Below are 24,928 nucleotides of genomic sequence, written 5' to 3' on the forward strand. Positions count from 1 at the left end.
CGAGGGCTACACCTCCGCTCCGAGCACCAGGGAGAGGAGGGCCATGCGCACCGGCACACCGTTACGAGCCTGGATAAAGTAGGCCGCGTAGCTGGTCTCGTCCACGTCGAAGGCTATCTCGTCGACCCTGGGCAGCGGGTGTAGCACCCTGAGCCCGGGCTTAGCGTGCTTCTCGAGCAGCTCCCTGGTAACACGGTAGCTCCCCCTAACCTTCTCGTACTCCCTGGGATCCGGGAACCTCTCCTTCTGGATACGGGTCACGTATAGCACGTCGAGCTCGCCCAGCACGTCCTCGAGCCGGTCAACCTCCTCGTAGCGTATCCCTGCCTCCTCCAGCCTCACCCGCACCTCCGGGCGGGTGCGCAGCAGTGGCGGGGAGATCAGGTAGACCTTCTCCGGCTTGAAGAGGGTTAGGCCGAGGATGAAGCTCGAGGCCGCGCGGCCGAAGCGCAGGTCGCCCAGAACCCCGTAGACGAGCCCGTCTATGCCGCCGAAGAGCTCCTTCACAGTGAAGAGGTCCAGCATCGCCTGGGTTGGGTGATGCTGCTTGCCATCCCCGGCATTTATGACGGGCTTCTCCGCCACCTCAGCCGCGTAGAGGGCTGTGCCCTCGTAGCGGTGCCTAATCACTATCACGTCCGCGTAGCCGTCCAGCATCCTAACCGTATCGGCCAGGTTCTCCCCCTTAGCGACGCTCACCGCCTCTTCGCCGGTGAACCCTATAGTCTCTGCGCCCAGCCTCTTGGCGGCGGCCTCGAAGCTGAGCCTCGTCCTTGTTGAGGGCTCGAAGAACGCTAGCGCCACTATTTTGCCCTCGAGGAGCCTCGGCAGCCTGCCCTCGGAGAGCAGCCTCTTCATCCGCTCAGCGGCTTCGAAGAGGCTGCAGAGATCCTCCCGGGTGAAGTCGAGGATGCTGATAACGTCCCGTCCACGCCAGCCCTGCGCAGGCATTCGGGCCCTCAGTCCTCCTCTCCGTAGAGGCTGGCTATAACCCTCCGGGCCTCCTCGCGGGAGAGCAGTCCCTCCTCCGCCGCAGCCCTGAGCACCCCCCGCAGCGTCGCCACCCTCATCAGCCGGACACCCATGCCCTCCAGCCTCTCCCTAGCCCCCTGCTCCCGGTCGACAACCACGAGGGCGTAGCGCGTCTCCGCCCCGGCGCCCCGTAGCGCCTCCACGGCCGAGGCGAGGCTCCCCCCGGTGGTTGCCACATCATCTACGACGAGGACGGTCCTGCCCTCAACCACGCCCTCAACCCTCCTGCCCAGGCCATGCTGCTTCTTCTCGCCCCTCACGTACGCCATGGGCTTGCCCGCGTAGAGCGCCAGGCCAGCCGCCCATGCTATACCCGCAGTAGCCACCCCGGCCACTACGTCGTACTCTGCCTCGAGCGATGCAGCGTGGAGGAGGGAGAGGACGGCCCGGAAAGCCCGGGGGTAGCTGGGCAGCCTCCGGAGGTCGATATACACCGGGCTCTTCGCTCCACTGGTCAGGGTGAACTCGCCGAGCTGGAGGGCCCCCGTCTCGACCAGTATCCTCGCCAGCAGCTTCTCAGGATCCATGGCTCGTCCCCCGGCAGTTGCTGAGCCTCGCCTCCTGCTCTCTGCGTATCCTCTCAGCGGCCTCCACGGGGTCGCCGCTCCCGGTTATGGCGCGGCCGACTATCTCGTAGTCGGCGCCGGCGCAGAGGGCGGAGCCGGGCTCAGCCCCCTGGGCGCCCACCCCCGGGGACATTATGGCTACGCCCGGGCCGAGCCTCCTCCTAACAATGCCGACCACCCCGGGCCTCGTCGCGGGGGCCACCACGCCCCAGGGCCTAAGCCTCTCCAGCGTCTCGAGTATCCTGGGGAGAGCGTGGTCGTAGGCCTCCCGGGCCCCCGGGTGGCTCATGGACGCCACTACCACCAGCCTCTTGCCCAGTGAGTCCAGGTAGTCCTTGAGCTCGCCGAGCGCCCCCTCCACGCCCACAAACCCGTGGGCTATCACGGCGTCGACGTGCTCAGCGACAAGCCCAGCCGTAAGCCTCATTACGTAGCCTATGTCGGCTAGCTTGAGGTCCGCCACCCAGAGCGCGTCCCGGCACCTCCTCCGGAGCAGCCCGGCGTAGCCCGGGCCCCTGGCCATGAGGAGGGGGAGGCCCAGCTTGAAGCCGTCAACCCGGCTGCAGAGCTTCCCGACAAGCTCCTCGTAACCTCCAGGCCTGTCGAGAGCCACGAGCAGCCCCATAGCAGCCGCTGCCCATGGTTCCCCTGGATGCGGGGCTAGGGCTAAATAGCCATGTGGCGCCGCCCGGCTGGGGGCGCTGGACCCATCCAGGGCCCTGCCGGGTTATGAAGGGAGGACCGGGAGGACCTTGCAGGGCCTTCATGTGCCAGGGCTCTATGGCGGCTCCGCCTCGAGCCGAGGGGAGATGCTCTCCCGCCTGGAGAAACTGTCCAGAATAGTGGGCTCCACGCCCACCAGGTGCTTCCAGCTTGGCCGCTATAGGCTCTGTGTCAAGCTAGAGTATGTAAACCCTACGGGCAGCCATAAGGATAGGATAGCACTCTACATGATACGCTCTGCAGTCGAGAGGGGAGACCTGGGCCCAGGCGGCTGCGTGGCGGAGGTGAGCAGCGGCAACACAGCCACCTCCGTCGCCTGGATAGCGTGGAGCCTCGGCCTGCGCCCAACCCTCTTCGTGGAGCGCATGGCATCGAACACTAAGAAGAGCCTCATAAGGATGCTGGGCGGGGAGGTCGTCGAGATAGGCGATGAGGGACTGAGCAGGGACTGGGCCAGGGAGCGCGCTGAGGAGCTGGGCTGCCTCCTCCTCGACCAGACCAGTAACGAGTACAACCACCTGGCCCACTACGAGACCACCGGTGCGGAGATAGTGGAGCAAGTGGGTAGGGTTGACGCCTTCCTGATGGGCGTCGGGACCGGTGGAACAGTCACCGGCGTCGCCCGCCGCCTGCGCGAGAGCCAGGGCAGCACGCTGGTGGTGGCAGTAACCCCCAGGGGCTCCAGGCTAGCCGGCGGAGAGGGCGGCGACACTATAGAGGGCCTCGCCTCCCGCAGCGTGCCGCCGCTCTATGAGAGGCACCGGGCCCTCGTGGACACGGTGGTCGAGGTTAGCGGCCGGGAGGCTCTCATGGGGGTTGAGGCCCTGGCCTCTGCCACCGGGCTGCTGGCGGGCCCCTCCACCGGGGCCGCCTTCGCCGCGGCCTCCAGGCTGATCCTGGAGAGAGTCCTCGACCCAGGCTCAACGGTGGTGATAATAGCGGCCGACAGCCTGGCCCGCTACCCCGAGCTCTCCAGCAGCTTCCGGCTGGGAGCTGCCGGAGGAGCCGCTCTCCTTAATAGCTGGCTGGCCTAGTGGAGCCTCAAAAGCGGGCAGGGCATGGCAAAGTACATCTTCGTGACGGGGGGTGTCCTCAGCAGCGTCGGTAAGGGGATAACCACAGCCTCCATAGGCCTGCTCATGAAGGCCCGCGGCTACACCGTCACAGCAATAAAGATAGACCCCTACATAAACGTTGACGCTGGCACCATGAACCCCTACATGCACGGCGAGGTCTACGTGACCGAGGACGGCGGGGAGACCGACCTAGACCTGGGCCATTATGAGCGCTTCCTTGACACGTTCCTCTCCAAGAGGAACAATATAACGACGGGCCAGGTATACCTCACCGTGATAGAGAGGGAGAGGCGCGGCGAGTACCTGGGCCAGACGGTGCAGGTAATCCCCCACATAACCAATGAGATCAAGGCCAGGATAAGAGAGGTTGCGAGGAATACCGGGGCCGACATAGTGCTCGTGGAGATAGGCGGCACGGTAGGCGATATAGAGGGGCTCCCGTTCCTTGAGGCAGTGCGCCAGATGAGAATGGAGGAGGGCTACCAGAACACCCTATTCATCCACGTAGCTCTGGTACCGGTCCTCTCCACCACCGGGGAGCAGAAAACGAAGCCGGTCCAGCACAGCGTCCAGGAGCTGAGAAGGATAGGAATACAGCCAGACGCGATAATCGCTAGGAGCATTAAGCCGCTGGAGGACGAGGCCCGGAGCAAGATAGCCCTCTACGCCAACCTGCCTCCCGAGGCGGTGTTCAGCAACCCTGACGTGGAGGTGATATACGAGGTCCCCCTGATACTCGAGGAGCAGGGCCTCGGCCGCTACATAGCCCGGAGGCTCAGGCTGGAGGACAGGAAGCCAGACCTATCCGCCTGGGAGGACTTCGTCCACCGGGTGAAGGGGGCGAGCAAGCCCGTCGGGGTAGCAATGGTGGGCAAGTACACCAAGCTCAAGGACAGCTACCTCAGCATAATAGAGGCTCTGCGCCACGCCGGCGCAGCGCTCCGGGTGAAGCCCATCCTAAACTGGTACGAGTCGACGCTGGTGGAGAAGGGCAAGCTGAGCCCCAGGAAGCCTCTGGAGGAGAACGATGCTGTAATAGTGCTTCCCGGCTTCGGCGCCCGAGGTGCGGAGGGCAAGATAGCAGTAATAAAGGAGGTCATAGAGGAGGGGAAGCCCTTCCTGGGGATATGCTTCGGCATGCAGCTTGCAGTGGTGGCTATAGCTAGGCACCTGGCAGGCCTCGAGGACGCTAACAGCACCGAGCTAGACCCCGACACCCCCTACCCAGTGGTAGACCTACTAGAGGAGCAGCGCTATGTGAACCAGCTAGGCGGCACCATGAGGCTGGGCTCCTACCCGATAAAGCTGATACACGGCACCCTGGTCCACAGGGTCTACGGCGGCAAGGAGATAGTCTATGAGAGGCACCGCCACCGCTACGAGGTCAACCCCAAGTACCTCGACCGGCTCGTCTCGGCTGGCATGGATGTATCCGGCTACAGCCTGGAGGGAGGCCGCGTAGAGTTCATAGAGCTGAAGGGCTACCGGTTCTTCGTCGGCAGCCAGCCCCACCCGGAGTTCCGGAGCAGACCGATGAGGCCGGCCCCGCTCTTCCTTGGCCTACTCCGCGCCGCCCAGGGGCTTGACCCGGCCGGGGAGGGCTAGGGCCAGGGCCCGCACCCTCTAACACCCGGGGGTGCGGCCGCGGAGATTATCTCCTTCCTCTCCAATGGACCATTATGCCAGTGACAATACTCTACATAATTCTCTAAGAAAACAATTTTATCGCCTGGAGCGATCAAGTGGAGTATATGAGAACCCTCCTCCTGCACGATTAACCAGTGAAACAACAACTTATACCTAACAATCTCCCTACCACTCCTATAACCCATAAACACATCTAAACCAGAAACACCAGTATACTCCCTAGACTAAGATAGCTTTAATGATTGTTAGGGGTAGTGAGTCGAAACTATATATTCCACCGACTAAGAACTATGTAGAGGTGTTGGAGGGGATAGAGAAGGTTTCAATAGGTGGGAAAACACCGTTAAGCTCAGCACTCTACAACCTAATACTACTAGCTAGAAGGGAGAGGTTGAGGGATAGGTCGTTGAGGATTAGAGCATTCCTGATAACGGATGGTAAAGCTAATGTCCCATTATACGGGGATATTAAGGATGAGATCATTAGGCTTGGAAGAGAGATTAGGAGGAGTAATATAGAGCTCACAATATATGATACAAGGACTAGTGAAATAGATCCAGGGATATCCTATATCCCCCTCTTAAGCGAGGCAGCTGGTGCAAAAGTCTACAAGGTATAGGCTCATATAATAGGTTGGGGGGTATTATGTGTTAAATGAGCTAGTAACAGCTTTAAGAATAGCTTCCAGCTTCTTAGAACACTCAATCCCCACACTATTCATTGGCACATTCATAGCTGAGCTCCTAGTTGTAAGTAGGGTTATTGATAAATTCTCTATTATAAGCAAACCCTTTATTAATCTCTCAAATCTTCCAAGTGAATGTGCTCTATCCTTTACAGCATCGTTTCTTGATCCAAAGGCTGGAAGCGCTATGCTTGCAGGTTTCTATAGGGGTAATAGGATTAGTAGGAGGGAACTATATGTAGCTGCTCTTATAAACGCTTTCCCCGCAATAGTTGGGCATTGGAAATCGCTACTACCAGTACTCCTAGCAACTCTTGGGGGGATAGGCTTAATCTATTTTGGAATACTAGTTCTCATAGGGTTTATCCAAACAGTAATCTTCATATTAGTTGGTAGGATCATGTTTAAGAGTTTGAGGAGGAGAAATATTCCACGAAAACACATGTGTTCAGTTGTGTTTTCTAGGAAAACCGTGGGGGAGGCACTGGTTAGGACTGTGAAATTATTAATACCCATCCTAAAGATTATGGTGCCAGCAATACTTATAACATCACTGCTCATATCTTTCAGTATTTTCAAATATTTAACATATACTATGAAATATATCACAACCCTTCTACCCCTATCCATGCAGGAGATTAGTGTGGTTGCAACTGCTATGGTGAATAATATTGCAGCCTACACTCTCGCCGCAAACTTGCTGGATAGGGGATTAATTAGTGTGAGAGACTTATTAGCCTCCCTACTCCTCGGATCAGTCTTTGCTAATGTGAATTATCTTAGATGGCTGATCCCATACTATACGAGCTTATATGGTGTTAGGGATGGTTTGAGGATTATGGCTATATCAATGATTATTCGAAACACTATTGCGCTCGGATTCTTCTACCTCTTAAAAACCAATATGTTCCCGCTCCCCATGTTTATGGGGTGCTGTTCTTGATAGGTATGTTTCTAAAAATCTATTTAACCTCGATCATCTCAGTACTCCTCGGATTCATGTTGGCAGGAGTTTTGAGCAGGACAGGCCTGATCAATTTTATTGGAGCTAAAACTTCTAAGATTACAAGACTAGGTATTCATCCATCCCCCACACCGGTTCCAGCCCTATACATTGTGAGTCCGAGAATAGCTCATGCAAATGCTTCGGCAATGCTGCGTGAGGGTTTGGTTGAACCAGTGGATCTATACATAGCTATTCTAGCATCAAATGTGTCGTTAAGGATTATGTATACAGGGCTGGATGCCCTGTAAGAGGTGTAGCCAGCCCCTACCGGTGGTGGAGAGGTGTAGAGCCGGCTATGCAGGGCCAGCAGAAGCCGAGCATCGACGAGATAGATATGAAGCTCCTCCGCCTCCTCCGCGACAACGCCCGCATGTCCTACGTGAGGCTGGCCCAGGAGCTGGGGCTGAGCGAGTCGGCTGTAAGGAAGAGGATAACAAAGCTCATCAAGACTGGTGTGATAAAGAAGTTCACCATAGTCTACGATACCGGGAGCGAGATAAGAGCGTTCATACTTGTGAGAACCCAGCCCCCGGTGTCGGTGCCGGAGGTGTCCAAGAAGATACTCTCGCTCGACCTCGTGGAGGCCGTGTACGAGGTGACCGGGGACTACGATATACTGGTGATGGTGCGCGGCGAGAAGATAGATGACGTAAACAAGTGTATAGACTATATAAGGTCGATACCTGGAGTCTCTGGCACAAACTCCATGATAGTCCTACGCCAATGGGTGTAGGGAGAGCAGGCGGCGGGAAGCAGGGGCCCCGGCATAATAAAACTGCTTGCAAACACTGTTCAAGCCTAACCCTTAACACTACTCACGTGGGGAGAAGGCCGAGGGAGGCCCTCCTAATGTCACCCCGGCCCTCCGCGAAGCCTTTGAAATGCCTCCAGCCCCCGGCGAGCGGTGAGGAGCCATGAACAGCACGGGGATGTCGCGTAGGTACTGGCTACTAGCACGGCCCGGGATACTACGCATACTAGCGATACTCTACGAGCACGGCCCTATGCCGATACACCGCATCCCCCGCTACGGTATAGGTGTTGGTACAACCTACCGCAGCGCCCGCGAGGCCGCAACGCTCGGCCTCATAAGGCTCTTCTACTGCGGTAGCAGCAAGTGCGTGAAGCTAACCGAGCAGGGTATGCGTGTAGCCGAAAAGATAGAGGAGCTCCTCAAGGTGCTTGAGGAGCTGAACCTGGCCGAGCCCCTCCAGGGCAAGCATACCGGCGAGGAGACGGTGTAGCATCCTAGGCAGCCCCGAAGAGGTAACGGCTAAGAGCCGCACCTCTAGACAGGTAGTCGCATCTCGGGGCCGCTGAGGAGCTGTCGCCCACACCGAAGCCGGGCGGTGAGGACGTCAGCCTGGCCCTGAGGCCTCCCCCCTCTTACCACAGTACGCGTACACCACTACCTCGTATACCCTCTTGTCGCCCCCAAGCATCTTCACGAGTTCGTCCATTATACTGGTGGCGTTATGATCTATGTCCAGCACCTTGCCGTTGTCAAGGCACACCACATTGATATGGGGATTGGTGTCGTCGTAGCGTGTCTCGCCTGCGACGTCGAAGCTCTTGATGAGCCCTAGCTTCTCGAGAAGCTGGAGGTTATTGTACACCGTGCTGGGGCTCACGCTCGGCATTACCTGCCGAACCTTCTCGAGTATCTCCATGAAGCTGGGGTGATCCTTAATGTTCTCGAACACTATACGCGCTATCGTGAGCCTCTGAGCAGTAACCCGGAGCCCTTGCCTCCTCAGCTCGGTTATCAGCCGTACAAGCCTTTCCTCGACGTTCCCGCTGGCAGCGACCACCGTAGTACCCCTCCCGAAGTTCTTCCAACCTAGGAACAGCGCCTAATCCCGCTCTAATATTGTCTTCCGCGTTAATCTATCTTTCCCTGACGTACCCAGGGCTGGCCTCGGCTAAAGGAATTCTCGTCATCTCAGGTGGAGGATGCTCTAGCTGGGGAGTACTCCTCACCGGCCCCTAGGAGGGACCCGGGGTGTGGGTGAGCGTGCTCCTATAAGCCCTCCAGGGACTTTGCAACATGCCCTATACGGATCCCTAGGCCTCGGCCTGGCTCGTGGAAGCCTGGGAAACGCTGCCCTCAGGGCCTGCTCGTTTCCTGGAAATGCCCGCTATGAACCTCAGTATGTCCGTTCTCGTCGCAATGCCTGCTACACGCCCCGCAGAGTCTACGACTACAACCCTGCCTATATCATGCTTGTTCATAAGCTCTATGGCATGGTTAATGTCGTCGGTCTCCCTCACGGTTATCACGGGGCTTGACATGTAGTCGCGTACCTTCGCGTCGATCCTGCCCTCGGCCAGGGCCCGCGTGAGATCTGTCTGGGTTATTATCCCGACTAGCCTCCCCCTCTCGACTACCGGTATGCCGCGTATCCTCTTCGAGGAGAGAATGGCCGCCACTTCCTTTATAGGCGTCTCGGGGCTGGTTGTGAGCGGCTTAAGGCTAGCAATCTCTATAACTGGCACCTTCGGAACGCTCACCATACGGGCTATCTTTATGCTCATTTGGCCGCTAGCAGGATCCATATGTACTACTGTGCCCTCTATCCTGACGTTGGCTAGGGGTGTAGGCCCTATCTCCACGTGATCCCCGGGCTTCACATGCCTCCTTATATCGCCGTGCACCCTTAGTATCGCCCTACCGCCCTCAAGGTTCAGCACGTCGAGTATCTCAATGCCTATAACAGTCACGTCTATCTCTGTGCCGTCCCTGCGCAGCTTAACCGGCACCTGGGTCATGGCGCCCCTCATTACCTCGTAGGCCTTGAGGGTAGGCATGTAGCCACCGCTGGGCCCCGTCTTGGACTCCACGAGGCCGAGGCTCTTGAGGCTGAGTATTATGTTACGTACTGTGCCCTCGTCGCGGTTTATGACCTCCGCTATCTCCTTGCTCTTTATGAGCCGCCGCTTCTGCTCATAAAGCTTTATAAGAGCCTCCAGCACCTCACGCTGTGACATGGTAAGTCTGTAGTGGGCAACCACCCCTAACCCACCCGCCGCACTGGAGCCCCAGCGTGCTCACATATATTATATTCTATCACTTAGAACCTTCCTAGTGTTCGTCCGCAGGACGGTATAGGAACCAACTAAAGATAGTACGGATGGTGCCGGGACCAGCCTTCTTATCAGGCAGCAATAATAATCATAGTATGGCAACATAACTATTAAGATAATAGTGGTTTCTGAAAGTGTCCTGGCCTAGGTGCCGGGGTTTATCCTAGCCTGCTTCCCCGGCTCCCCGGGGCTTCCGGTGCAAGCCTCACGAGCAGAATTGCCCCCTCCTTGCCTACGACCAGCACCATGTCGCCACGTCGGATGGGCTTATCTCCCGTGTTGCGGGCCTGCCAGTACTCTCCCTCGACCAGCACGAAGCCGGTGCCGCTGGGAGGGATGTCGTCGAGCGCTTTCCCCCTCTTCCCCACGGGGGAGGGCTGGTAGATGGGCTTCAGCCTCCAGGCCCTGGCAGCCTTGTATACGACCACTAGGGTTAGCCCGGCTATAGGCACGGTCGCAGCTAGGAGCGTGTAGAGGGTGCTGTGGAGGCTCTCCCCAGCAATGTATATAGGCTTGCCGGCGAACATTATGAAGCCGCCTATGAGCAGTAGTAGTATGCCCGTTATCCCGACCACGCCGAAGCCGGGTATGAGCGCCAGCTCCGCTATCAGCATGATCGCGCCTACCAGCATCAGAGCGGCTGCCAGTACGCTGGCGCTGAGGCCTAGGCCGAAGAGGCCGAGGAGCATCAGCGCTATCCCGGCCGCTATGGCTAGCGGGTGCCCGCTGGCGATAGCGGCTATTATCACTAGCACTGCCATGGTTGTGAGGAGGGAGCTGACCAGGGGGTCCGAGAGTGTATGGGCCAGCCGGAGGCCTGGAGGCATGCTATAGTAGACTATCCTTGGCTCTATCAGCGTGAGCCTAACGGGCCCGTATATGGTTTCAACCACAGTATTATTCGCCTTCTCCAGCAGCTCCCATAGGCTCCTGGCGACCGCCTCCACCGCGTGGAGCCTCACCGCCTCCTCGGCGTCCAGCACCAGGTTGTGGTAGACAAACTCCCTGGCGAGGCTCGTATTCCTGCCGTGGAGCCTCATGCACGCTTCAATCTTCTTGTAGACGGGGTTCAGTATCTTGGACTCGTTAACCGGGCGGTACTCCCCGCTGCTGGTCAGCTCGACTGGCTGGACAGCGCCTATAACAGTGCCCGGCTCCATCGCGGCGTAGCTGGTGCACATGAGTATCATTGTCCCGGCGCTCACCGCCCAGCGGCCCCTAGCGAAGCCTATGACCGGCGTCGGCGACCTCTCCAGCATCTCCACAATGTCTAGTGCAGCGTCCAGGCTCCCGCCGGGAGTATTGAGCTCAAGCACCACGGCGCTGGCGTGCATCTTCTCGGCGTACTCCAGGGCTCTCGCAACGTAGTCCCGTATGGACCCGTCTATGACCCCTTTAACAGGGGCCACGACAACAATGCTTCTCCCGTCCCCTGCGCTGAGGGAGTGGTGGGCGGCGAGAGGCATGAGGACGGCCAGCAGCGTTACCGCGGCCAGCCACTCCCGGGACAAGCGCGTCTCCATCCCCTCCTGCAGGCCCTCCCAGCAGGTGGAAGGGGCTAGGGCCTCCTAAACCCATGCCCCTCGAGGCCCCTCTCTGCCAGGAACACGTAGATGATGTAGAGTATGGCGGCGATCACGGCGACAGCTATGAGGAACACTATGATTTTCACGAGAATACTGGCTGTCACGCAGACCAGCGGGAGCCCTATGGCCCCAGCCACTATGTATTTGAGCGCCCTCTCTGGCTCAGCCCTCCTAATGAAGGCGTAGGCGAGGCCCAGCACTCCCCCAGCCAGGGCCAGGGCTAGGAGCGACATAGCGTTCCCAGAGGCCCGCGAGGGGCGGTGTACTGCTAAAAACCAACTGCCCATAAGGGCTAGCCGCGGCCCCCGGAGGGGGCTAGACGGTTACGCGGCGGGGCTCCCTCCGCGGGGCGAGCTCGAAGCCGGTAGGGTGCTCGGGGACGCCCCATAGCTCGCGCTTGAGCAGCTCGCGGACGGCTATCCTTATCGCCTCGCTCCGGCTACTGTACCTGCCCATCTTGACAAGCTCGTCGAGCCCCTCAAGGTATGTCTCGGGCATCTTCACGGTTACGAGGCGCATCCCGGAGGCTCACCGGTAGGGACGCTGTAGGCATGGAGGTAAGGTTTAAAACCCGGGGGAGCTGTGTTACTTCTTCCACTGAATCCGCTGCCTCCTCTGGAGCTCCCCCGGGGCCCCTGGGGGCTGCTAGACCTCCTCGGGGAAGAAGCTGGGCTTCTCGGCCAGGTTTATGATGGGTATCGCCACCCAGCCTGGGCGTGTAGCGTGTGACACCTCGATGTGCTCTCCCTGGTCGTCTAGCTTCACGAGCAGGTAGCTCCCGTCGCCGAGCTCGTTGCCGCTGTCGACATAGTAGTAGAGCATGGGGAGCCCGTAGAGCTTGTAGTAGTCGCGCAGCACCGCTATGATACCGTACACCTTCCCACCATCCTTGCCGGGGAACCGGACAAGGTAAGCTGGCTGCCCGAGGGTTACTATGCTCGCCGCTATCCTGGCCAGGTCCCTCAGCGAGCCAACCTTAACGGGTACGAGCCTCTCCCCAACCTGCTCGTCGGCCAAGGGTTCCCGAGCCCCCGGCGAGAGCCAAGACTGTGGCGATAATAAGCACTAGGCCTCTACGACGCTGCCGGGCTCCTAGCAGATTACCCCCGGGCGGGCGGGAGGCTGCTCCTAGAGAGGTGCAGCAGGCCGTGTTCTTCGTAGTCGTGGTGGGGCCTGCGGGCAGCGGTAAGTCCCATCTAGTTGACGCACTCGGGGACTGGCTGGAGTTCAACGAGCTTGATGTAGCCCGTGTAAACCTGGACCCGGCGGCGGAGTGGCTCCCCTACGAGCCCGACGTGGACGTGCGCGACTACATAGAAGCTAGGAGCATCATGGAGAAGCACAGGCTCGGCCCCAATGGGGCCCTGGTGGCGTCGGTGGACATGCTGATGAACTACGTGGACAAGATAAGGTCGGAGGTAGAGGCGACCAAGGCTAACTACGTGCTCATAGACACGCCGGGCCAGATGGAGTTATTTGCCTTCCGCGACACCGGGCCCTACGTGGTACGCGAGATAATAGCCGGCGAACGCGCCGCCGCCCTGTTCATATTCGACGCCGTGTTTGCCTCCAACCCGCGCAGCCTAGCCTCCAGCCTCTTCCTGGCCCTCTCAACCAGGCTCCGCCTCGGCCTCCCACAAGTGAACGCGGTCTCTAAAGCCGACCTCCTGAAGCCGGAGCAGATGGAGGAGATCCAGGAGCAGGTTAACAGCCCCGAGAACCTCTACAACGCCCTCGTAGCTGGGGGCCTCGACCCCCTGATGGCTGAGGCGGCGGCGAGGAGCCTCGAAGCACTGGTGCCCGAGGGCTCCACGGCTCCCGCGGCGCTGCGCTTCGTCTCAGCACTCTCGGGCTACGGGCTCGATGATGTCTACGCAGCGCTCCAGCAGGTGCTTGTGGGGGGAGAGGATTTCTACACGGAGGAGCCGAGCCCCCGGCTCTAGCCCCTCCCAGCGGCCCGCGGTCATGGGCCGGGTTTCTAGGCCACGCGTCTCGCCTGGAGGAGGCTGCGGTCCCCCTTAGGGCTCTCTCCCGCCGGGGGATTGCCCGGGGCTCCGCGGCCCTCGGGGGAGGCAGGTGAGCGCCCTCTCCACGGCCTCTAGGGCGTTGGGGCCGAAGACGTAGATCACGGGCTCGAGGCCCTGGCCGCCCAGGTCCGCCACAGCGTCCACGGGCCCGCCTGTCTTGGAGAGCACCTCCGCTATCTCCTCTAGAAGCCTCTCGGGGCTCCTATGGGGCCCGGTTTCGATCACGTGGAGCCCCTTCTCCCTTAGCCTCTCGATGCAGCTCCGCGAGTGGGCTATCACCGCCACGGCGCGGATGCCGGGCCACCTCTTCTTGGCCAGGAGAAGCACCTGTGCAGTGTGCCTGCTCCCCCCGTAGGCGGGGTTACCCACCGCCACGACCTTGTCCCCGGCCCGGACTAGGGCCCCGGTGAGCCCGACGGTCTCCTGCAACGAGGAGGCGTGGGGGGCCGCTGCGACTATGTTGGAGCCTACGTTGGGTACTAGCTGCTCGGCGCCGGGGGCTGAGGAGAAGAGCCTCACCGCCTCCTCCACCTCCAGCACCAGGGGGTCGCTGCCGGGCTGGAAGAGGCTGGAGCATATGCTGCAGTCGCGGGGCACCATGGGGTCGAGGCGCTGGTGGAGCTGGCAGAGGGAGCCGCGGACGAGGAGCGTGTTTATGTAGCTCGTGAAGAGGGAGATATAGCCCCTATAGTCGCCCTGGAGGAGCCTCGAGGCCAGGACGGCTGCCACCGAGGACGCCTCGTCTCCGAGGGCGCCGGCCTCCTCGAGCTCGCGGAGCACCTCACTCCTCTTCCGCCTCAGGTACCTGCTCACCATGGGCTGGGAGACTCCAAGGAGCCTGGCTATCCTCTCCTGGCCTAGCCCCTTCTCCCTGAGCACATGGGCTACAAGAGCCCTCATGGAGGGCACTATATAGCGTGCGGCGAGCTCGTGCGGGAGCATAGGCCCTCCTTCCCCGGGCGCATTGCCTGAAGGGCTCCGGGGAGCCCTCCAGGGGAGAAGGAGAGCATACGACTCCTCTTAAGCAGGTGCGTGCCCCGGGTTTGGCGGAGAAGGGGGTGGCGCCCCCGCTATGCCCCGCGTGCTCGGAGAGAGAGATGTAGATAAGCTCAAAAGCTACATAGTGGATCTATACAAGCGCTTCATACCGGTGAAGGCGCTCCCCCCGGACCTCGGGGGCAGAGGCGAGCTGGAGAGGGCCAGGGTGCTTCAAGAGGAGCTGGAGAAGCTGGGCCTCAGAGTAGAGAGGTTTGATGCGAGCGACCCGAGGGCTGAGGGAGGCGTGCGCCCAAACCTGCTCGCAGTCCTCCCCGGCCGCGACGAGAGCCGCACCCTCTGGGTAGTGGCCCACATGGACACGGTGCCGGAGGGTGACCCTAGTCTCTGGAGGAGCAACCCCTACAGCGTGGTGGTGGAGGGCGACAAGGTGTATGGCAGAGGCGTGGAGGATGACGGTCAGGGCATAGTGCTCGCGCTCGCGGCCGCCAAGCACCTGGTGGAGAAGGGCCTCGAGCCCCGGGTAAACCTGGGCATAGCCCTGGTGAGCGACGAGGAGGCGGGCAGCAGGTACGGGCTCATCTACCTCCTCGAGAAGGGGGCTTTCGGCCCGCCTGAGACCGACTGGTTCCTGGTCCCGGATGCCGGGAGCCCCGACGGCTCCAAGGTGATAGTGGCGGAGAAGCATATAGCCTGGATAAGGGTCACGGTGAGGGGGAGGCAGGCCCACGCCAGCATGCCCCACACGGGGCTCAACGCCCACCGCCTAGGAATGATGTTCAGCCTGGAGCTGGACAGGCTGCTGCACGAGAGGTTCACCCGCTACGACGAGAGGTTCGAGCCACCCGTCTCCACCTTCGAGCCCACGAGGAAGGAGGAGAACGTAGGCAACATAAACACTATACCTGGCGTGGACACGGTGTACTGGGATATGAGGATACTCCCAAGCTACAGCCTGGAGGAGGTCCTCGACACGGTGAGGGCCGTGGCCTACAGCTTCTCCGCCAAGACCGGCGCCGGGGTGGAGGTTGAGCCCGTGGCACTCGACGAGGCGGGCGAGCCTACTAGGACGGACAGCGTGTTCGTGAAGGGCTTCCTCGAGGCTATAAGGGAGGCTAGGGGCGTGGAGCCGAAGCCCGTGGGCATAGGGGGCGGCACGGTGGCCCGCTACCTGCGCCGCCACGGCTACCAGGCAATAGTCTGGATGACGTGCGACGAGACGGCCCACCAGCCTAACGAGTACACCCGCCTGAGCTACGTGCTGGCGGACGTGGATACACTCCTACACTACCTGCTCAACAAGGCCTAGCCGCCGCGCCGCCATGTTTTAACAGCCAAGCCCCTCGGCCCCTGGGCCTCCCGGGGGCTCCAGCCCGGGTGCCTGGCATGGGGCTGCGGCTCACCACCACGCGGTACTTCAGCATACCCTACAGCGTGTTCGATGTCCTCCTCCAGATGAGGGGCGCCATAGACCCGGACTCGGGGCAGATAGTCTGCCACTTCTACGACCTAGGTGTCGCGGTCCTCGAGTCACCCGGGGCTGCTGTGCCGGTTATAGTGGTCGAGGGCTGCCTCCTGGCCACCTTCGGGGATGAGAACGTTAAGGCGCTCCTGGACTCGGGCTCGGCTGTGGAGGTCCAGGAGCTCCGGGTGACCCAGGGCAGGGTGATGGTGGGCGACGTGGAGATAGACCACTTCTGGGGGCTGGCCGCCCTCGCCTACGCCGGGGAGACGGGGGCGGAGGTGAAGCTCTACAAGCTCCGCCTCGACGTGGACGGCTTCGAGGCACCCGTCGCGGGGGTATACGTGAGCTCCACCGACGCCGGCCCGATGCTTATGCTGGTTCCCAGGAGCTGCGAGTACATAGAGGAGCAGGAGCAGCCCCCGACCCACATGTAGGGGCTATCCCCTGCCGCAGCTCCTGCAGCCGCAGAGCAGCCTCAGAGCCTCCTCCTCCACCGGGTGGAGCCTGGGCGCAGTCACCACAAGGCTATGGGGCGGGGGAGGGTAGCTGGCGGAGGCCACCTCCTCCGGCGTCCCCGCGACGCAGTGCTGCTCGCTCGTCCCCGCCCTCGCCACCCCAGCTAGGAGCGCGCTCCGTATCTGTGGCTCACGCCCCGTCTCCCGGGCGAGCTCCTTCTCCAGCTCCAGAAGGATGCTCACCGCCTCCGGCACGGCCATCGCGCGGCCCTCGTCGAGCCTTAGGTCGAGTAGCACCAGGGTGTGGAGCCCCCTCTCCTGGTTGGCCCAGATGGTCTCCACGGTGCTGTAGGGCTTGAACCCCTCCTCGGGGTAGACAAGGGTGACGGTCTTCCCGAACCTGTATACCTGCAGCCCCGTGGCGTCAACAGCGGCCTGGAGCCCCGAGACCCCCGGGACGGCGTGGGCCTCTACGCCCCTCCTCCTAGCCTCCAGGAGCAGGGCCACGTGGGTGGTGGCGTGCAGCGGGTCGCCGGGGACGAGGAGCACGACGCTCCTCTCCCTCGCCTCCTCCACGAGCCTCCACGCCTCGTCCTCCAGCATCCTCCTGGTGGCTTCCACGATCTCCGCGCGGGGGTTGAGCCTCCTCACAAGCTCCCGGTCGACGCCCGGCGCTATGCTTGTATACACGTCTATGTAGACCTTGTCGGCGGCCCCTATCAGCTGGAGCGCCCGTAGGGTGAGGTACTCCGAGGAGACGCCCGCACCCACGATGTAGAGCGGCAAGGCCCCGCAGCCCCCTGGGAGGCTACCGCTGTAGCCCGTAGTAGCGGCGCGCCCTCTCACTCAGCCCGCCGACCACTATGTGATCAAACACTGTCCCCCTGCTCTCCCGGAGCCGGAGCGTCTCCACGATCCACTCGTACCTGCCGCCGGCAAGCCCGTTGGCTATCAACGCGGCGCCCAGGGCGGCCTCCTTAGCTGTGCCCCTGTAGCCCAGCCCGGTGGCCTCCGCCCCGAGCCTGGAAAGCAGAGGGGCGAGCTTCTCCCCCAGGGCGCGGCGGAAGGCCTCCACCCTCCACCAGCGCCCCGTAACATAGACCCTGCGGGGCCTGACGGACGCGAGGAGGGCGAGCACGTCCTTAGCGGCGGCCTCCGCCAGCGCCTCGATCACGAGCCGGGCCCTCTCATCCCCCCTGGCGGCCCTCTCAGCCACCTCCTCGGGCGGGGGAGGGGGCCACCCGCCGCCCAGCAGCGCAGCGGCGCCGCCCTCGAAGAGCCTCTCCTTGCTAAACCCGGGCTCGATGAAAGCCGCCAGGTAGGCTACCTCCGAGTCCCAGGCCCCGGCCCCCATATAGCCTGTAAACCCGGCCGTGCCGCCTATACCGTCCACGATCCTCCCCGACTCCAGGGCCAGGGCCGCGGTGTAGGCGTAGCCCACCTCCAGCACTATTATGTCCGCCTCCTCGACCGGGGTGCCCCGGTCCTCGACCTCCTCCCTGAGCGCGGCCGCGGCCGAGTATACCTTGTCGCTGGTCCCCATGTCTATCTTGTTTAGCTTCCTCCACTCGGGCACCGTGGGGAGCTGCACCACGCCCGGGGTGAACCAGACGGGTAGATCGCTCTCAGCCAGCAACTCCATGGCCCTCCGGAGCCCGAGTATCCGGAGCCCCCTCTCCTCGTCCCCGCGGTGGATGAAAGTGGCGGCCCTTATCTCCTCCCTGCCCGTCTCCTGGGCCCTCTTCAGCGGCACCCCGTAGCCGCTGGACACGGCTATCGAGGAGACATTATTCTCCCGGACAAGCATACTAAGCCTCTCAACTATTATGCCAGGGTTCTTGACAACAAGCATCCTCGGTATAGCCTCCTCGTACACCACCCTAAAGCCTCCATCGCTCTCCTCTATCGCCACAATGTCCACGCTGTATGTGCCCGAGTCCACTCCAGCGCTTCTCAGCCCCAACACTCCCACCTCTAGGCCGGAAGCTAGGCCGCCAGGACGGGGCCACGGAGGCCCCTGGGGGCGGGGCCCTTAGGGGCTCTAATCCCGCCGGACACAGGTAGCGGCGTGGCCTGTCTTAACACGCTATGCCGCTGCAAGCCCCGGGGCATGGGGCTAGAGCACTCTGGCTCCCTGGTTGTCGGGGCCGGCTATGTAGACGCTGCCGCCGCCGTGGCTGGAGAGCCACTTCTCCAGCTCGGCCGCGATTCTCAGGGCTTCGCTGAGGCTCGGGGCTATCGTGTAGAATGTCGGCCCCCAGCTGCTCTGCGCAGCCCCCGCAGCGCCGAGACGGTGGAGGAGCCTTATCCCCTCCTCGACCAGGGGGCAGCAGTAGCGCCCCTTCTGCCTGGCGGCCCAATACTCGCCGAGGAGCGAGTTGAACTCCTCCAGTGCTTCCAGCAGCTCCCTCAGCCTGGCCTCGGCCGCGGCGGGCATAAGCTTCATCAGCACTATCCGGGAAGCCTTCATAGCCATCTCCTCCGACATGATGGGCATAGCGTCTAGTATCTCGTCCTCCCTCTCCTTGACTTCCAGTATGGCGGGCAGCGGCTCCCGGGGCACAGCCACTACGAACCGCCAGCCGGCGGGCAGCTCGTACCTGGCTATGAGCGGGGGTATGCTCCGGCCCCTCTCCTCCAGCCGGAAGCCGCCATCAACCACCATGCCGCCGCGGGTGAAGCTGTAGAACCCGAGCGCTGAGACCGTGGAGCGGCCCAGCGCCAGCGCCGCGTCCTCCAGGCTGAAGCCGCCGCCGTAGAGGAGCTGGTAGGCCCTGGCCAGGGCTAGTGCGAGGGCGGTGGTGCTCCCCATGCCCACGTGCCTGGGTATGGACTCGTGTATCCTCACGCACAGCCCAGGGAGCCCCAGCCGGCCCCCCAGCCTCTCAGCCAGCTCCTCAGCCCTCTCGGCGTCGGGGCCCTCGGCCCGGGTACCGCTGCAGCGCCACGCCTCCAGCACGAGCCTCGGCCGCGAGATGGTGAAGCCAACTGTGCCGTAGAGCCTGCCGAGCCCGCCATGGAGGTCCATGTTGCCGGCGTGGAGGTGGGCGGGGGCCGAGACCAGGACCCTCTCTGGCACAGCTCCTAGCCCTCCAGGGAAGGCCCCCCGGGGGCCTAGCTCTTATCTACCCGGGTCCGCGGCCCCCGGCTGCCCGACACGGGGCGCCTAGACGTGTACAAGCCAGATGTAGTCTCCAGGCTTGAGAGCGAAGCCCCCGTCCTACAGGTGGCCCTCGACTACACCGACCTGGGCGACGCCCTCGGGCTCGCAGCGAGGCTGCGGGGGAGCCTGGAAGGCCTCTGGCTCGCCGAGGCCGGGACCCCCCTGATAAAGAGCGAGGGCTTGAGGAGCATCACACTCCTCTCCAGAGTGGTCTCCCCTAACCCCGTCGTGGCGGACATGAAGACCGCTGACACCGGCGCCCTCGAGGCCGGGCTAGCCGCCCGCGCCGGCGCATCAGTGACAACCGTGCTGGCCTGCAGCCTCGACGAGACCATAGCTGAGGCCGCCCGGGAGGCGCACCGTTACGGGGCAGCCCTGGCGGCCGACCTGATAGCGGTGCGGAACCCTGTTGAGAGGGCGGAGCAGCTGGCCAGCCTCGGCGTGGACATAGTAGAGGTTCATGTCGGTATAGACGCGCAGAGGGCGCTCGGCATGACCGCTGCCGACCTGAGGGAGGCGGTGAGGAGGATAGCCGAAAGGTTCCCCGGCCTGGTGGCAGTGGCCGGGGGGCTCAACGAGAAGACAGCGCCGGCCATGGTCGAGGCCGGGGCCTCGATAATAGTGGTGGGGGGCGCTATAACCAGGAGCAGCGACCCGGCGGCCTCCGCCAGGAGGATAATAGAGGCTGTTAGGAGGGCCTCGAGGGGCTAGCCGGGGCTCCCCCCGCTGCCCCTCTCCTCAGGCTCCCGGTACACCATCACCGGCACCCTCTCGCCCCGGCTGTACTGCCTGTTCTCCACCACTGCTATCCCGTCGGCCTCCACGTTGCTTACTATGACCGAGCTCTGCTGCCTCTCCAGCGGCAGGGGCTCCGCGTAGAGCATCCCGTTCTCCCTGTAGAGCCTCACCTTCACCTGCTGGGGCCTCTTCGCCCGTATGTCGCCGACGAGCTCCGCCACGGCCTGGAGCGGCGGCTCGGCGGCCCTCCTAACGCTCCCCATGTGCTTGAGCACGTGGTAGACGAGCCTTATGAAGCCGTGGAGCGCTGATACGGGGTGGCCCGAGAGCGCTATCACCAAGGGCCCGTCGGGGAGCAGCATCGCCGAGGTGGGGCGGCCGCCCTTGACGAAGAGGCCTCGGAACAGCACCTCCCCGCCCAGCTTCTCCGCCAGCTGGTAGAAGGGATCCACGTCGCTGGGCCCGGTGCCGCCGGTCAGTATGACGAGGTCGAGGCCCCTCATCTGCCGGGTCAGGTACCAGGCTATCGTGTCCACGTTGTCGGGGAGGAGGACCCTCTCCGCCACCAGCGCCCAGGGCGTATACTTCTCTATGGCCCACTCTACAAGCTTCGCGGTCGTCTCCGCAACCTCTCCGCGGAGGATCCTCTCCTCCGCCTCCGCGGGGTCGCTGGGCTCGAAGAGCTCGGTCCCAGTGGCTATGATACCCACAGTCACCGGCCGGTACACCTTGACCCTGGTTACTGCGACGTCGAGGAGCCCGGCCACGTCGAGCATTGTTAGCACGTAGCCGCGGGGGAGGAGGAGCTGGCCCCTCCTCGCATAGGCGCCGACCGGGTCGTAGTTCTTGCCCGGGGGGAACTGCTTGTCTACAACAATGTAGTCGCCCTCCCTCTTCACGGCCTCCTCGGGTATCACGGTGTCCGCGCCCTCGGGCAGGTAGGCTCCTGTGGAGACGTAGACCGCGGTGCCCGGCTCCACCCTGTACTTGACGTCTATCTTGCCTATGGTGGCCTCCCCTATCACGCGGAGCCTGCCCGGCGTGTCGGAGGAGCGTATCGCGTAGCCATCATAGGCCGCGCGAGGCCGCGGGGGGAAGTCATGGGGCGCCCTAACGTCCTCGGCGAGGACCCGGCCAACCGCCTCCCAGACGGGTAGCTCGCAGGTCTCGCTAACCGGCTTGACCCGGGAGGCCACTATCCTCACGGCCTCGGGGGCCGGGGTGAGCTTCTCCAGGTAGCGGGGCACACGCTTCGAGGACAAGGCTCTCAGTCCCTGCATGCTGTGGAGAGGCCTCTCCAAGCGGCATTAAGGGTTCGCCCGGGGCCCGCGGCCGGGGTTTTCTGGGCTTGGGGCTCGTGCCTACCCGGGTGCTACGTGGGCGGAGGAGGGTGCCCGGCAGCCTGGGAATAGATTCGGCCGGGGGTCTCCCGGTGAGGCGGCGCCTCTTCCCCGACGCGGCCCTGAGCCTAGCGCCCCCGGCAGCGGCGCTCCTCACGCAGGCCCAGCCCGTGGTGTCGGCGCAGCGGCTCCGGAGGGACCGGAGGTAGCAGGCCCTGGGGCTACCGCCTACGTGTTTTAGCCGTAGCCTCCGGGTAGAATCCAGGCTCGAGATGCTCCTCCTCCCTAAACCCCTCGCCCAGCCTCACCCAGCCCAGCGTCACCCCCAGCACCTCCTCCCTCAGGGCCCGCGATGCCTCGGGGACCCGGACCACTAGCCTGCCCCGCTGGGGGCTCAGCTGCTCCACCAGGGCGGGCTCATCCACGCCGCTCCGGAGGCTGAGGCCCGCCAGAAGCCCCCGTGCCCAGCCAGGCCTCACCCAGGCCCCGGGGCCGGCCCTCCTCTGGGACTCCACCACCGCCAGGGAGCCGCAGGTGTAGACAATCTGGCCCGCCGCCTCCTGGTATGGGCAGAGGTTGCCCACTAGACGCGTATCGAGGACAAGGCTCCTCCCCCTGGCGAAGAGCGCCGCGTAGAGTCTCTGGCGGAAGCTCCTCCGGTCTACCCTGCTCCTCTCCCGGAGCAGCCCGGGGCTCGGCGCCCGGAACACCTCGAGGCCCCGGCCCGCCAGGAGCCTGGATAGCTGCTCGGCCCCCGGCCCCGAGCCCAGCACCACGGCCGCCTCGGCCCCCACGGCCTCGGCTACAGCGGCCTTCTGGAACGCGCCCCTGCCCTGGATGAACCCGTCGGTGTCGGCGACGAGGCCGCCGCTGCACGCCCTGGCGGCCCGCGCGGCGGCGGAGACCAGGAGAGGCCCCGCCTTCTCGGCGGAGACGTGGCCCACGAAGAAGGCCCCCGCGGGCTCCAGGTCCTGCAGCACCAGCGCCCGCCCGCTCCAAGGCGCGTACGCCACCATGCCGGGGAGCCCCAGCTCGTTCTGCCCCACATCAGCCTCCACGACGCACAGCTCCAGCCGGTTCCTCAGCCAGGCCGTCAGCGTCGACTTCCCCGAGTCCGGCGGCCCCGCCACCACGAGGCGCCGGAACCCCCGGGAGGCCAGCTCCTCCACGAGCCTGTTCCAGGCCTCCACAGTCTCGAAGCCCTCTCTCACCAGCCTTGCTGTGGCCCCGGCCCCCGCGTGGACGCAGAGCCTAGAGTCCTCGATAGCGTAGAACGTGAACCCGCGGGTGCCCCTCACCAGCGCCTCCCCGTCAGCCTCCAGCGTGTAGCCGCTGGCGTACACGCTCCCCCTCTCCACAGCAACCCTCGCCGGCCCCGACACCCAGAGCCCAGAGCCCCTCGCGACATCGAAGCAGCCGGGCAACGCCGATGCATGCCCCCAGGCGCAGCAGGGTGCCGGCACCCTCCAGGAGGGCTAGCAGCTATAAGCGGGCCCAGCCCACACTATTCCCAGGCATAGGCCGCTCTCCAGGGAGCCCCACACTAGAGGAGAACGACTCACCCCCGGAGGGCGCCGCGCCTCCTCCAGGAGGGAACCCCCGGGCCGGAGGTGGTGCACTTGATGCTCCAGATAGCCAGGAGGGAGGAGCACCAGGTGGGAAAGTACAGGGTCACCCTGCTCTACGACCAGCAGGACCGCGTGATAGGGGCCCTCGTCGAGGGCCCGAGGCTCAGCCGCCCCGTCTACATAGCCGTCAACGAGAGGGCGGTGCCGAGGATACCGAAGCAGGTCAAGAAGTTCCTTGCCAAACACGGGTTCCAGCTCAGCTAGGTCCCCCGGTGTTTCCCGCCCCTCCCCGCGCCGTAGACCAGCTCCTCCAGGATGCCCAGGCTCCTCTCCTCCACCGGGAAGGCTAGCACCTTCTCCTTCCCGCCGGCCGGCAGCCCCTCCCCCGCAGCAGCTCCAGCAGCCTATCCAGCCGGTGGCTCGCGCTGCGGGGGCGTAGACGAAGCCCCTGCCTCTCCCCGGCGCCCAGTGGAGGAGGGATCATCACGTCCCCCGGGCTGGCGGCCGTGAGCCTCCTCCCCACGTAGGAGGCCACGTAGGCGCCGGACTCCAGGTAGTAGGCCTTAACCCCGGGCCTCTCCAGCACCAGCCGCACCCTCTCCAAGGCCTCCCGCAGCGCCCTCCCGGCCTCCCGGGCGGCGCGTGCGCGCCTCTCGCCGCTCAGCAGATCTCTGGGCTCCTCGGCAGCAGCCAGCACTATTACGGCATGGACTGTGCATTCCTCGTCCAGGATCCTGTAGCAGGAGTCGAGGGCCTCCACAGCCTCCCAGGCCTCCTCGAGGCCCTGGCCGCCTAGTAGCCTGGACACCGTCTCCAGGGCCCCCGGCACCCGGTGCAGCATGGGGCCCAGGCCCCCAGGACCCCGAGGGCTGCTATCCAGCCGCAGCGGCTCCCACCACATGCCTCCCTGACCCCTGGCAGCGTGTAGGCTAGGAGGCTCGTCGCGGGCCAGCCCGCCTCCCCGCCCATGCCGAGGGCGACGGGGTTGGCATACACCAGCCTGAGCCTGCCCCGCCGCCTGGGGGCGGCGCGTTGTGGTGGTCGAGCACGGCTAGCGTCCTGGGCGCGGCCCTCTCCGCGGCCTCCTCGTAGCCAGGGCCGGGGATGCCGTGGTCCAGGACAGCTATGGTGTCGGCGCTGCTCCCCTCTATCCCCCAGGGGATCCTGGCTGTAGTAGCCTATCCTTAGAGGGTAGAGGCCCTCCACCCTGCCCCCAAGGGCCCTGGGGAGGAGGGGCGGCCGAGGCCACCCCGCCAGCGTCCCAATGGTATGATATGAAGACGCCCCGGGCCCTGGCCAGCCTGCTCCAGAAGCCCTCTAGCAGCGCCTCGGCGCCCGCCAGTCCAGCACCCCCGGGGCCGTTACACGCCGCAGCACCGCGCTATATTGTGCTGTGTCGCCGCCGGCGCGGAGTATACCAGGCCCCCGGGGCCCGGGGAGAGAGTGCGAGGGGCTAGACGGCCATGCCACGCGTGCTTGTGAGGTTCTTCGCCTTATACCAGGAGGCTGCTGGCGCCCGCGAGGTGGAGCTGGAGATCCCCGAGGACTACACTATACTAGAGCTGGCCAGGATGCTCGAAGAGAAGTTCCCAAAGCTACGGGGCCAGCTGGTGGAAGGCGACAGGATATCCGAGGAGGCCAGGGTGCTAGTGAACGGTAGGAACATAGAGTGGCTCGACAAGGAGAAGACGAGGCTCCGCGACGGGGACATAGTAGCCTTCTTCCCCCCGGTGGCAGGCGGCTAGCAGGCCCACGGGGATTGGGAGGCCCG

31 protein-coding genes are annotated in these 24,928 nt (G+C 63.4%); 14 read left to right on the forward strand and 17 right to left on the reverse strand.

Features of this window, described 5'->3' with window-relative positions; translation table 11 throughout:
* Nucleotides 1–6: 6 nt before the first annotated feature.
* From pyrB to CF15_RS03360, 3 genes are read right to left on the reverse strand one after another with little or no spacing between them, the layout of a single operon-like run.
* Nucleotides 7–951: an aspartate carbamoyltransferase gene (gene pyrB / locus CF15_RS03350; protein WP_058370529.1), complete on the reverse strand. Its 945-nt coding sequence runs from the start codon at nucleotides 949–951 to the stop codon at nucleotides 7–9.
* Between the two features lie 8 nt (nucleotides 952–959).
* Nucleotides 960–1,559: an orotate phosphoribosyltransferase gene (gene pyrE / locus CF15_RS03355; RefSeq protein WP_058370530.1), complete on the reverse strand. Its 600-nt coding sequence runs from the start codon at nucleotides 1,557–1,559 to the stop codon at nucleotides 960–962.
* The gene (locus tag CF15_RS03360; RefSeq protein WP_058370531.1) at nucleotides 1,549–2,223 is read right to left on the reverse strand and encodes an orotidine 5'-phosphate decarboxylase / HUMPS family protein; all 675 of its coding nucleotides are present in this window, start codon (nucleotides 2,221–2,223) and stop codon (nucleotides 1,549–1,551) included. The genes pyrE and CF15_RS03360 overlap by 11 nt, the downstream gene beginning before the upstream one ends.
* Before the next feature lie 184 nt (nucleotides 2,224–2,407).
* Here CF15_RS03360 and CF15_RS03365 point away from each other — a divergent pair, with 184 nt between their 5' ends.
* From CF15_RS03365 to CF15_RS03390, 7 genes are all read left to right on the forward strand, one after another.
* Nucleotides 2,408–3,355 carry a PLP-dependent cysteine synthase family protein gene (locus CF15_RS03365; protein ID WP_168371242.1) on the forward strand — a complete coding sequence of 316 codons (948 nt, stop codon included), beginning with the start codon at nucleotides 2,408–2,410 and terminating at the stop codon, nucleotides 3,353–3,355.
* Between the two features lie 24 nt (nucleotides 3,356–3,379).
* Nucleotides 3,380–5,002 (forward strand): CTP synthase, encoded by a 1,623-nt coding sequence (locus CF15_RS03370; protein ID WP_058370533.1) that lies wholly within the window; start codon nucleotides 3,380–3,382, stop codon nucleotides 5,000–5,002.
* Nucleotides 5,003–5,282: 280 nt separating this feature from the next.
* The gene (locus CF15_RS03375) at nucleotides 5,283–5,663 is read left to right on the forward strand and encodes a vWA domain-containing protein (RefSeq protein ID WP_168371243.1); all 381 of its coding nucleotides are present in this window, start codon (nucleotides 5,283–5,285) and stop codon (nucleotides 5,661–5,663) included.
* Between the two features lie 28 nt (nucleotides 5,664–5,691).
* The gene (locus CF15_RS03380; RefSeq protein ID WP_070807813.1) at nucleotides 5,692–6,672 is read left to right on the forward strand and encodes a hypothetical protein; all 981 of its coding nucleotides are present in this window, start codon (nucleotides 5,692–5,694) and stop codon (nucleotides 6,670–6,672) included.
* Complete coding sequence (locus CF15_RS08805) at nucleotides 6,669–6,983, forward strand: hypothetical protein (protein WP_168371244.1); 315 nt, start codon at nucleotides 6,669–6,671, stop codon at nucleotides 6,981–6,983. Before CF15_RS03380 ends, CF15_RS08805 begins: the two co-directional genes overlap by 4 nt.
* A gap of 47 nt (nucleotides 6,984–7,030) precedes the next feature.
* Complete coding sequence (gene lysM, locus CF15_RS03385) at nucleotides 7,031–7,468, forward strand: HTH-type transcriptional regulator LysM (RefSeq protein WP_058370535.1); 438 nt, start codon at nucleotides 7,031–7,033, stop codon at nucleotides 7,466–7,468.
* Between the two features lie 181 nt (nucleotides 7,469–7,649).
* Nucleotides 7,650–7,979, forward strand: coding sequence for a hypothetical protein (locus CF15_RS03390; protein WP_058370536.1), 330 nt, complete (start codon nucleotides 7,650–7,652; stop codon nucleotides 7,977–7,979).
* A gap of 114 nt (nucleotides 7,980–8,093) precedes the next feature.
* Here CF15_RS03390 and CF15_RS03395 read toward each other — a convergent pair whose 3' ends face one another.
* The 6 genes from CF15_RS03395 to CF15_RS03420 form a co-directional block, all read right to left on the reverse strand.
* Nucleotides 8,094–8,546 carry a Fur family transcriptional regulator gene (locus tag CF15_RS03395; RefSeq protein ID WP_058370537.1) on the reverse strand — a complete coding sequence of 151 codons (453 nt, stop codon included), beginning with the start codon at nucleotides 8,544–8,546 and terminating at the stop codon, nucleotides 8,094–8,096.
* 253 nt (nucleotides 8,547–8,799) lie between these two features.
* Nucleotides 8,800–9,723 (reverse strand): CBS domain-containing protein, encoded by a 924-nt coding sequence (locus CF15_RS03400; protein ID WP_070807814.1) that lies wholly within the window; start codon nucleotides 9,721–9,723, stop codon nucleotides 8,800–8,802.
* A gap of 254 nt (nucleotides 9,724–9,977) precedes the next feature.
* Nucleotides 9,978–11,342 carry an NfeD family protein gene (locus CF15_RS03405; protein ID WP_083494462.1) on the reverse strand — a complete coding sequence of 455 codons (1,365 nt, stop codon included), beginning with the start codon at nucleotides 11,340–11,342 and terminating at the stop codon, nucleotides 9,978–9,980.
* Between the two features lie 35 nt (nucleotides 11,343–11,377).
* A complete protein-coding gene (locus tag CF15_RS03410; RefSeq protein WP_058370539.1) occupies nucleotides 11,378–11,638 on the reverse strand; it encodes a hypothetical protein in 261 nt (86 codons plus the stop codon).
* An 82-nt stretch (nucleotides 11,639–11,720) separates the two neighbouring features.
* Nucleotides 11,721–11,924, reverse strand: a complete 204-nt coding sequence (locus tag CF15_RS03415; protein ID WP_058370540.1) for a ribbon-helix-helix domain-containing protein — start codon at nucleotides 11,922–11,924, stop codon at nucleotides 11,721–11,723.
* 126 nt (nucleotides 11,925–12,050) lie between these two features.
* Nucleotides 12,051–12,422: a hypothetical protein gene (locus tag CF15_RS03420; RefSeq protein WP_058370541.1), complete on the reverse strand. Its 372-nt coding sequence runs from the start codon at nucleotides 12,420–12,422 to the stop codon at nucleotides 12,051–12,053.
* A gap of 119 nt (nucleotides 12,423–12,541) precedes the next feature.
* Here CF15_RS03420 and CF15_RS03425 point away from each other — a divergent pair, with 119 nt between their 5' ends.
* Nucleotides 12,542–13,348: an ATP/GTP-binding protein gene (locus CF15_RS03425; RefSeq protein ID WP_236698109.1), complete on the forward strand. Its 807-nt coding sequence runs from the start codon at nucleotides 12,542–12,544 to the stop codon at nucleotides 13,346–13,348.
* 75 nt (nucleotides 13,349–13,423) lie between these two features.
* Here the strand turns inward: CF15_RS03425 and CF15_RS03430 are convergent, their stop codons facing one another.
* Complete coding sequence (locus tag CF15_RS03430) at nucleotides 13,424–14,374, reverse strand: thiamine-phosphate synthase family protein (protein ID WP_058370542.1); 951 nt, start codon at nucleotides 14,372–14,374, stop codon at nucleotides 13,424–13,426.
* A gap of 130 nt (nucleotides 14,375–14,504) precedes the next feature.
* On the opposite strand from CF15_RS03430, the gene CF15_RS03435 reads away from it, so the two are divergent.
* Nucleotides 14,505–15,737 (forward strand): M20 family metallo-hydrolase, encoded by a 1,233-nt coding sequence (locus CF15_RS03435; RefSeq protein WP_058370543.1) that lies wholly within the window; start codon nucleotides 14,505–14,507, stop codon nucleotides 15,735–15,737.
* A gap of 68 nt (nucleotides 15,738–15,805) precedes the next feature.
* A complete protein-coding gene (locus tag CF15_RS03440) occupies nucleotides 15,806–16,327 on the forward strand; it encodes a hypothetical protein (protein ID WP_168371245.1) in 522 nt (173 codons plus the stop codon).
* Between the two features lie 3 nt (nucleotides 16,328–16,330).
* Here CF15_RS03440 and dph5 read toward each other — a convergent pair whose 3' ends face one another.
* The 3 genes from dph5 to CF15_RS03455 form a co-directional block, all read right to left on the reverse strand.
* Complete coding sequence (gene dph5 / locus CF15_RS03445) at nucleotides 16,331–17,134, reverse strand: diphthine synthase (protein WP_058370545.1); 804 nt, start codon at nucleotides 17,132–17,134, stop codon at nucleotides 16,331–16,333.
* Between the two features lie 22 nt (nucleotides 17,135–17,156).
* Nucleotides 17,157–18,311: a DUF1464 family protein gene (locus tag CF15_RS03450; RefSeq protein ID WP_058370546.1), complete on the reverse strand. Its 1,155-nt coding sequence runs from the start codon at nucleotides 18,309–18,311 to the stop codon at nucleotides 17,157–17,159.
* Nucleotides 18,312–18,464: 153 nt separating this feature from the next.
* On the reverse strand, nucleotides 18,465–19,427 hold the full coding sequence (locus tag CF15_RS03455; protein ID WP_058370547.1) for a GHMP family kinase ATP-binding protein: 963 nt from the start codon (nucleotides 19,425–19,427) through the stop codon (nucleotides 18,465–18,467).
* Between the two features lie 93 nt (nucleotides 19,428–19,520).
* On the opposite strand from CF15_RS03455, the gene CF15_RS03460 reads away from it, so the two are divergent.
* Nucleotides 19,521–20,222, forward strand: coding sequence for an orotidine 5'-phosphate decarboxylase / HUMPS family protein (locus tag CF15_RS03460; protein ID WP_058370548.1), 702 nt, complete (start codon nucleotides 19,521–19,523; stop codon nucleotides 20,220–20,222).
* Here CF15_RS03460 and CF15_RS03465 read toward each other — a convergent pair.
* A complete protein-coding gene (locus CF15_RS03465; RefSeq protein WP_058370549.1) occupies nucleotides 20,219–21,511 on the reverse strand; it encodes a molybdopterin molybdotransferase MoeA in 1,293 nt (430 codons plus the stop codon). The genes CF15_RS03460 and CF15_RS03465 overlap by 4 nt on opposite strands.
* Before the next feature lie 107 nt (nucleotides 21,512–21,618).
* On the opposite strand from CF15_RS03465, the gene CF15_RS03470 reads away from it, so the two are divergent.
* Nucleotides 21,619–21,798, forward strand: a complete 180-nt coding sequence (locus tag CF15_RS03470; protein ID WP_168371246.1) for a hypothetical protein — start codon at nucleotides 21,619–21,621, stop codon at nucleotides 21,796–21,798.
* Between the two features lie 12 nt (nucleotides 21,799–21,810).
* Here the strand turns inward: CF15_RS03470 and CF15_RS03475 are convergent, their stop codons facing one another.
* A complete protein-coding gene (locus CF15_RS03475; protein WP_058370551.1) occupies nucleotides 21,811–23,013 on the reverse strand; it encodes a Clp1/GlmU family protein in 1,203 nt (400 codons plus the stop codon).
* 195 nt (nucleotides 23,014–23,208) lie between these two features.
* On the opposite strand from CF15_RS03475, the gene CF15_RS03480 reads away from it, so the two are divergent.
* Entirely contained in the window at nucleotides 23,209–23,421 is a 213-nt protein-coding gene (locus tag CF15_RS03480) for a hypothetical protein (protein WP_058370552.1), read from the forward strand.
* 82 nt (nucleotides 23,422–23,503) lie between these two features.
* Here CF15_RS03480 and CF15_RS08545 read toward each other — a convergent pair whose 3' ends face one another.
* Together CF15_RS08545 and CF15_RS08810 are read right to left on the reverse strand one after the other, a co-directional pair.
* Complete coding sequence (locus CF15_RS08545; protein WP_168371247.1) at nucleotides 23,504–23,998, reverse strand: hypothetical protein; 495 nt, start codon at nucleotides 23,996–23,998, stop codon at nucleotides 23,504–23,506.
* A complete protein-coding gene (locus CF15_RS08810) occupies nucleotides 23,950–24,126 on the reverse strand; it encodes a hypothetical protein (protein ID WP_168371248.1) in 177 nt (58 codons plus the stop codon). Before CF15_RS08810 ends, CF15_RS08545 begins: the two co-directional genes overlap by 49 nt.
* Before the next feature lie 494 nt (nucleotides 24,127–24,620).
* On the opposite strand from CF15_RS08810, the gene CF15_RS03490 reads away from it, so the two are divergent.
* Complete coding sequence (locus tag CF15_RS03490) at nucleotides 24,621–24,902, forward strand: ubiquitin-like small modifier protein 1 (protein WP_058370554.1); 282 nt, start codon at nucleotides 24,621–24,623, stop codon at nucleotides 24,900–24,902.
* Nucleotides 24,903–24,928 lie beyond the last annotated feature (26 nt).

The organism is Pyrodictium occultum, from assembly GCF_001462395.1.
Classification (GTDB): Archaea; Thermoproteota; Thermoprotei_A; order Sulfolobales; family Pyrodictiaceae; genus Pyrodictium; species Pyrodictium occultum.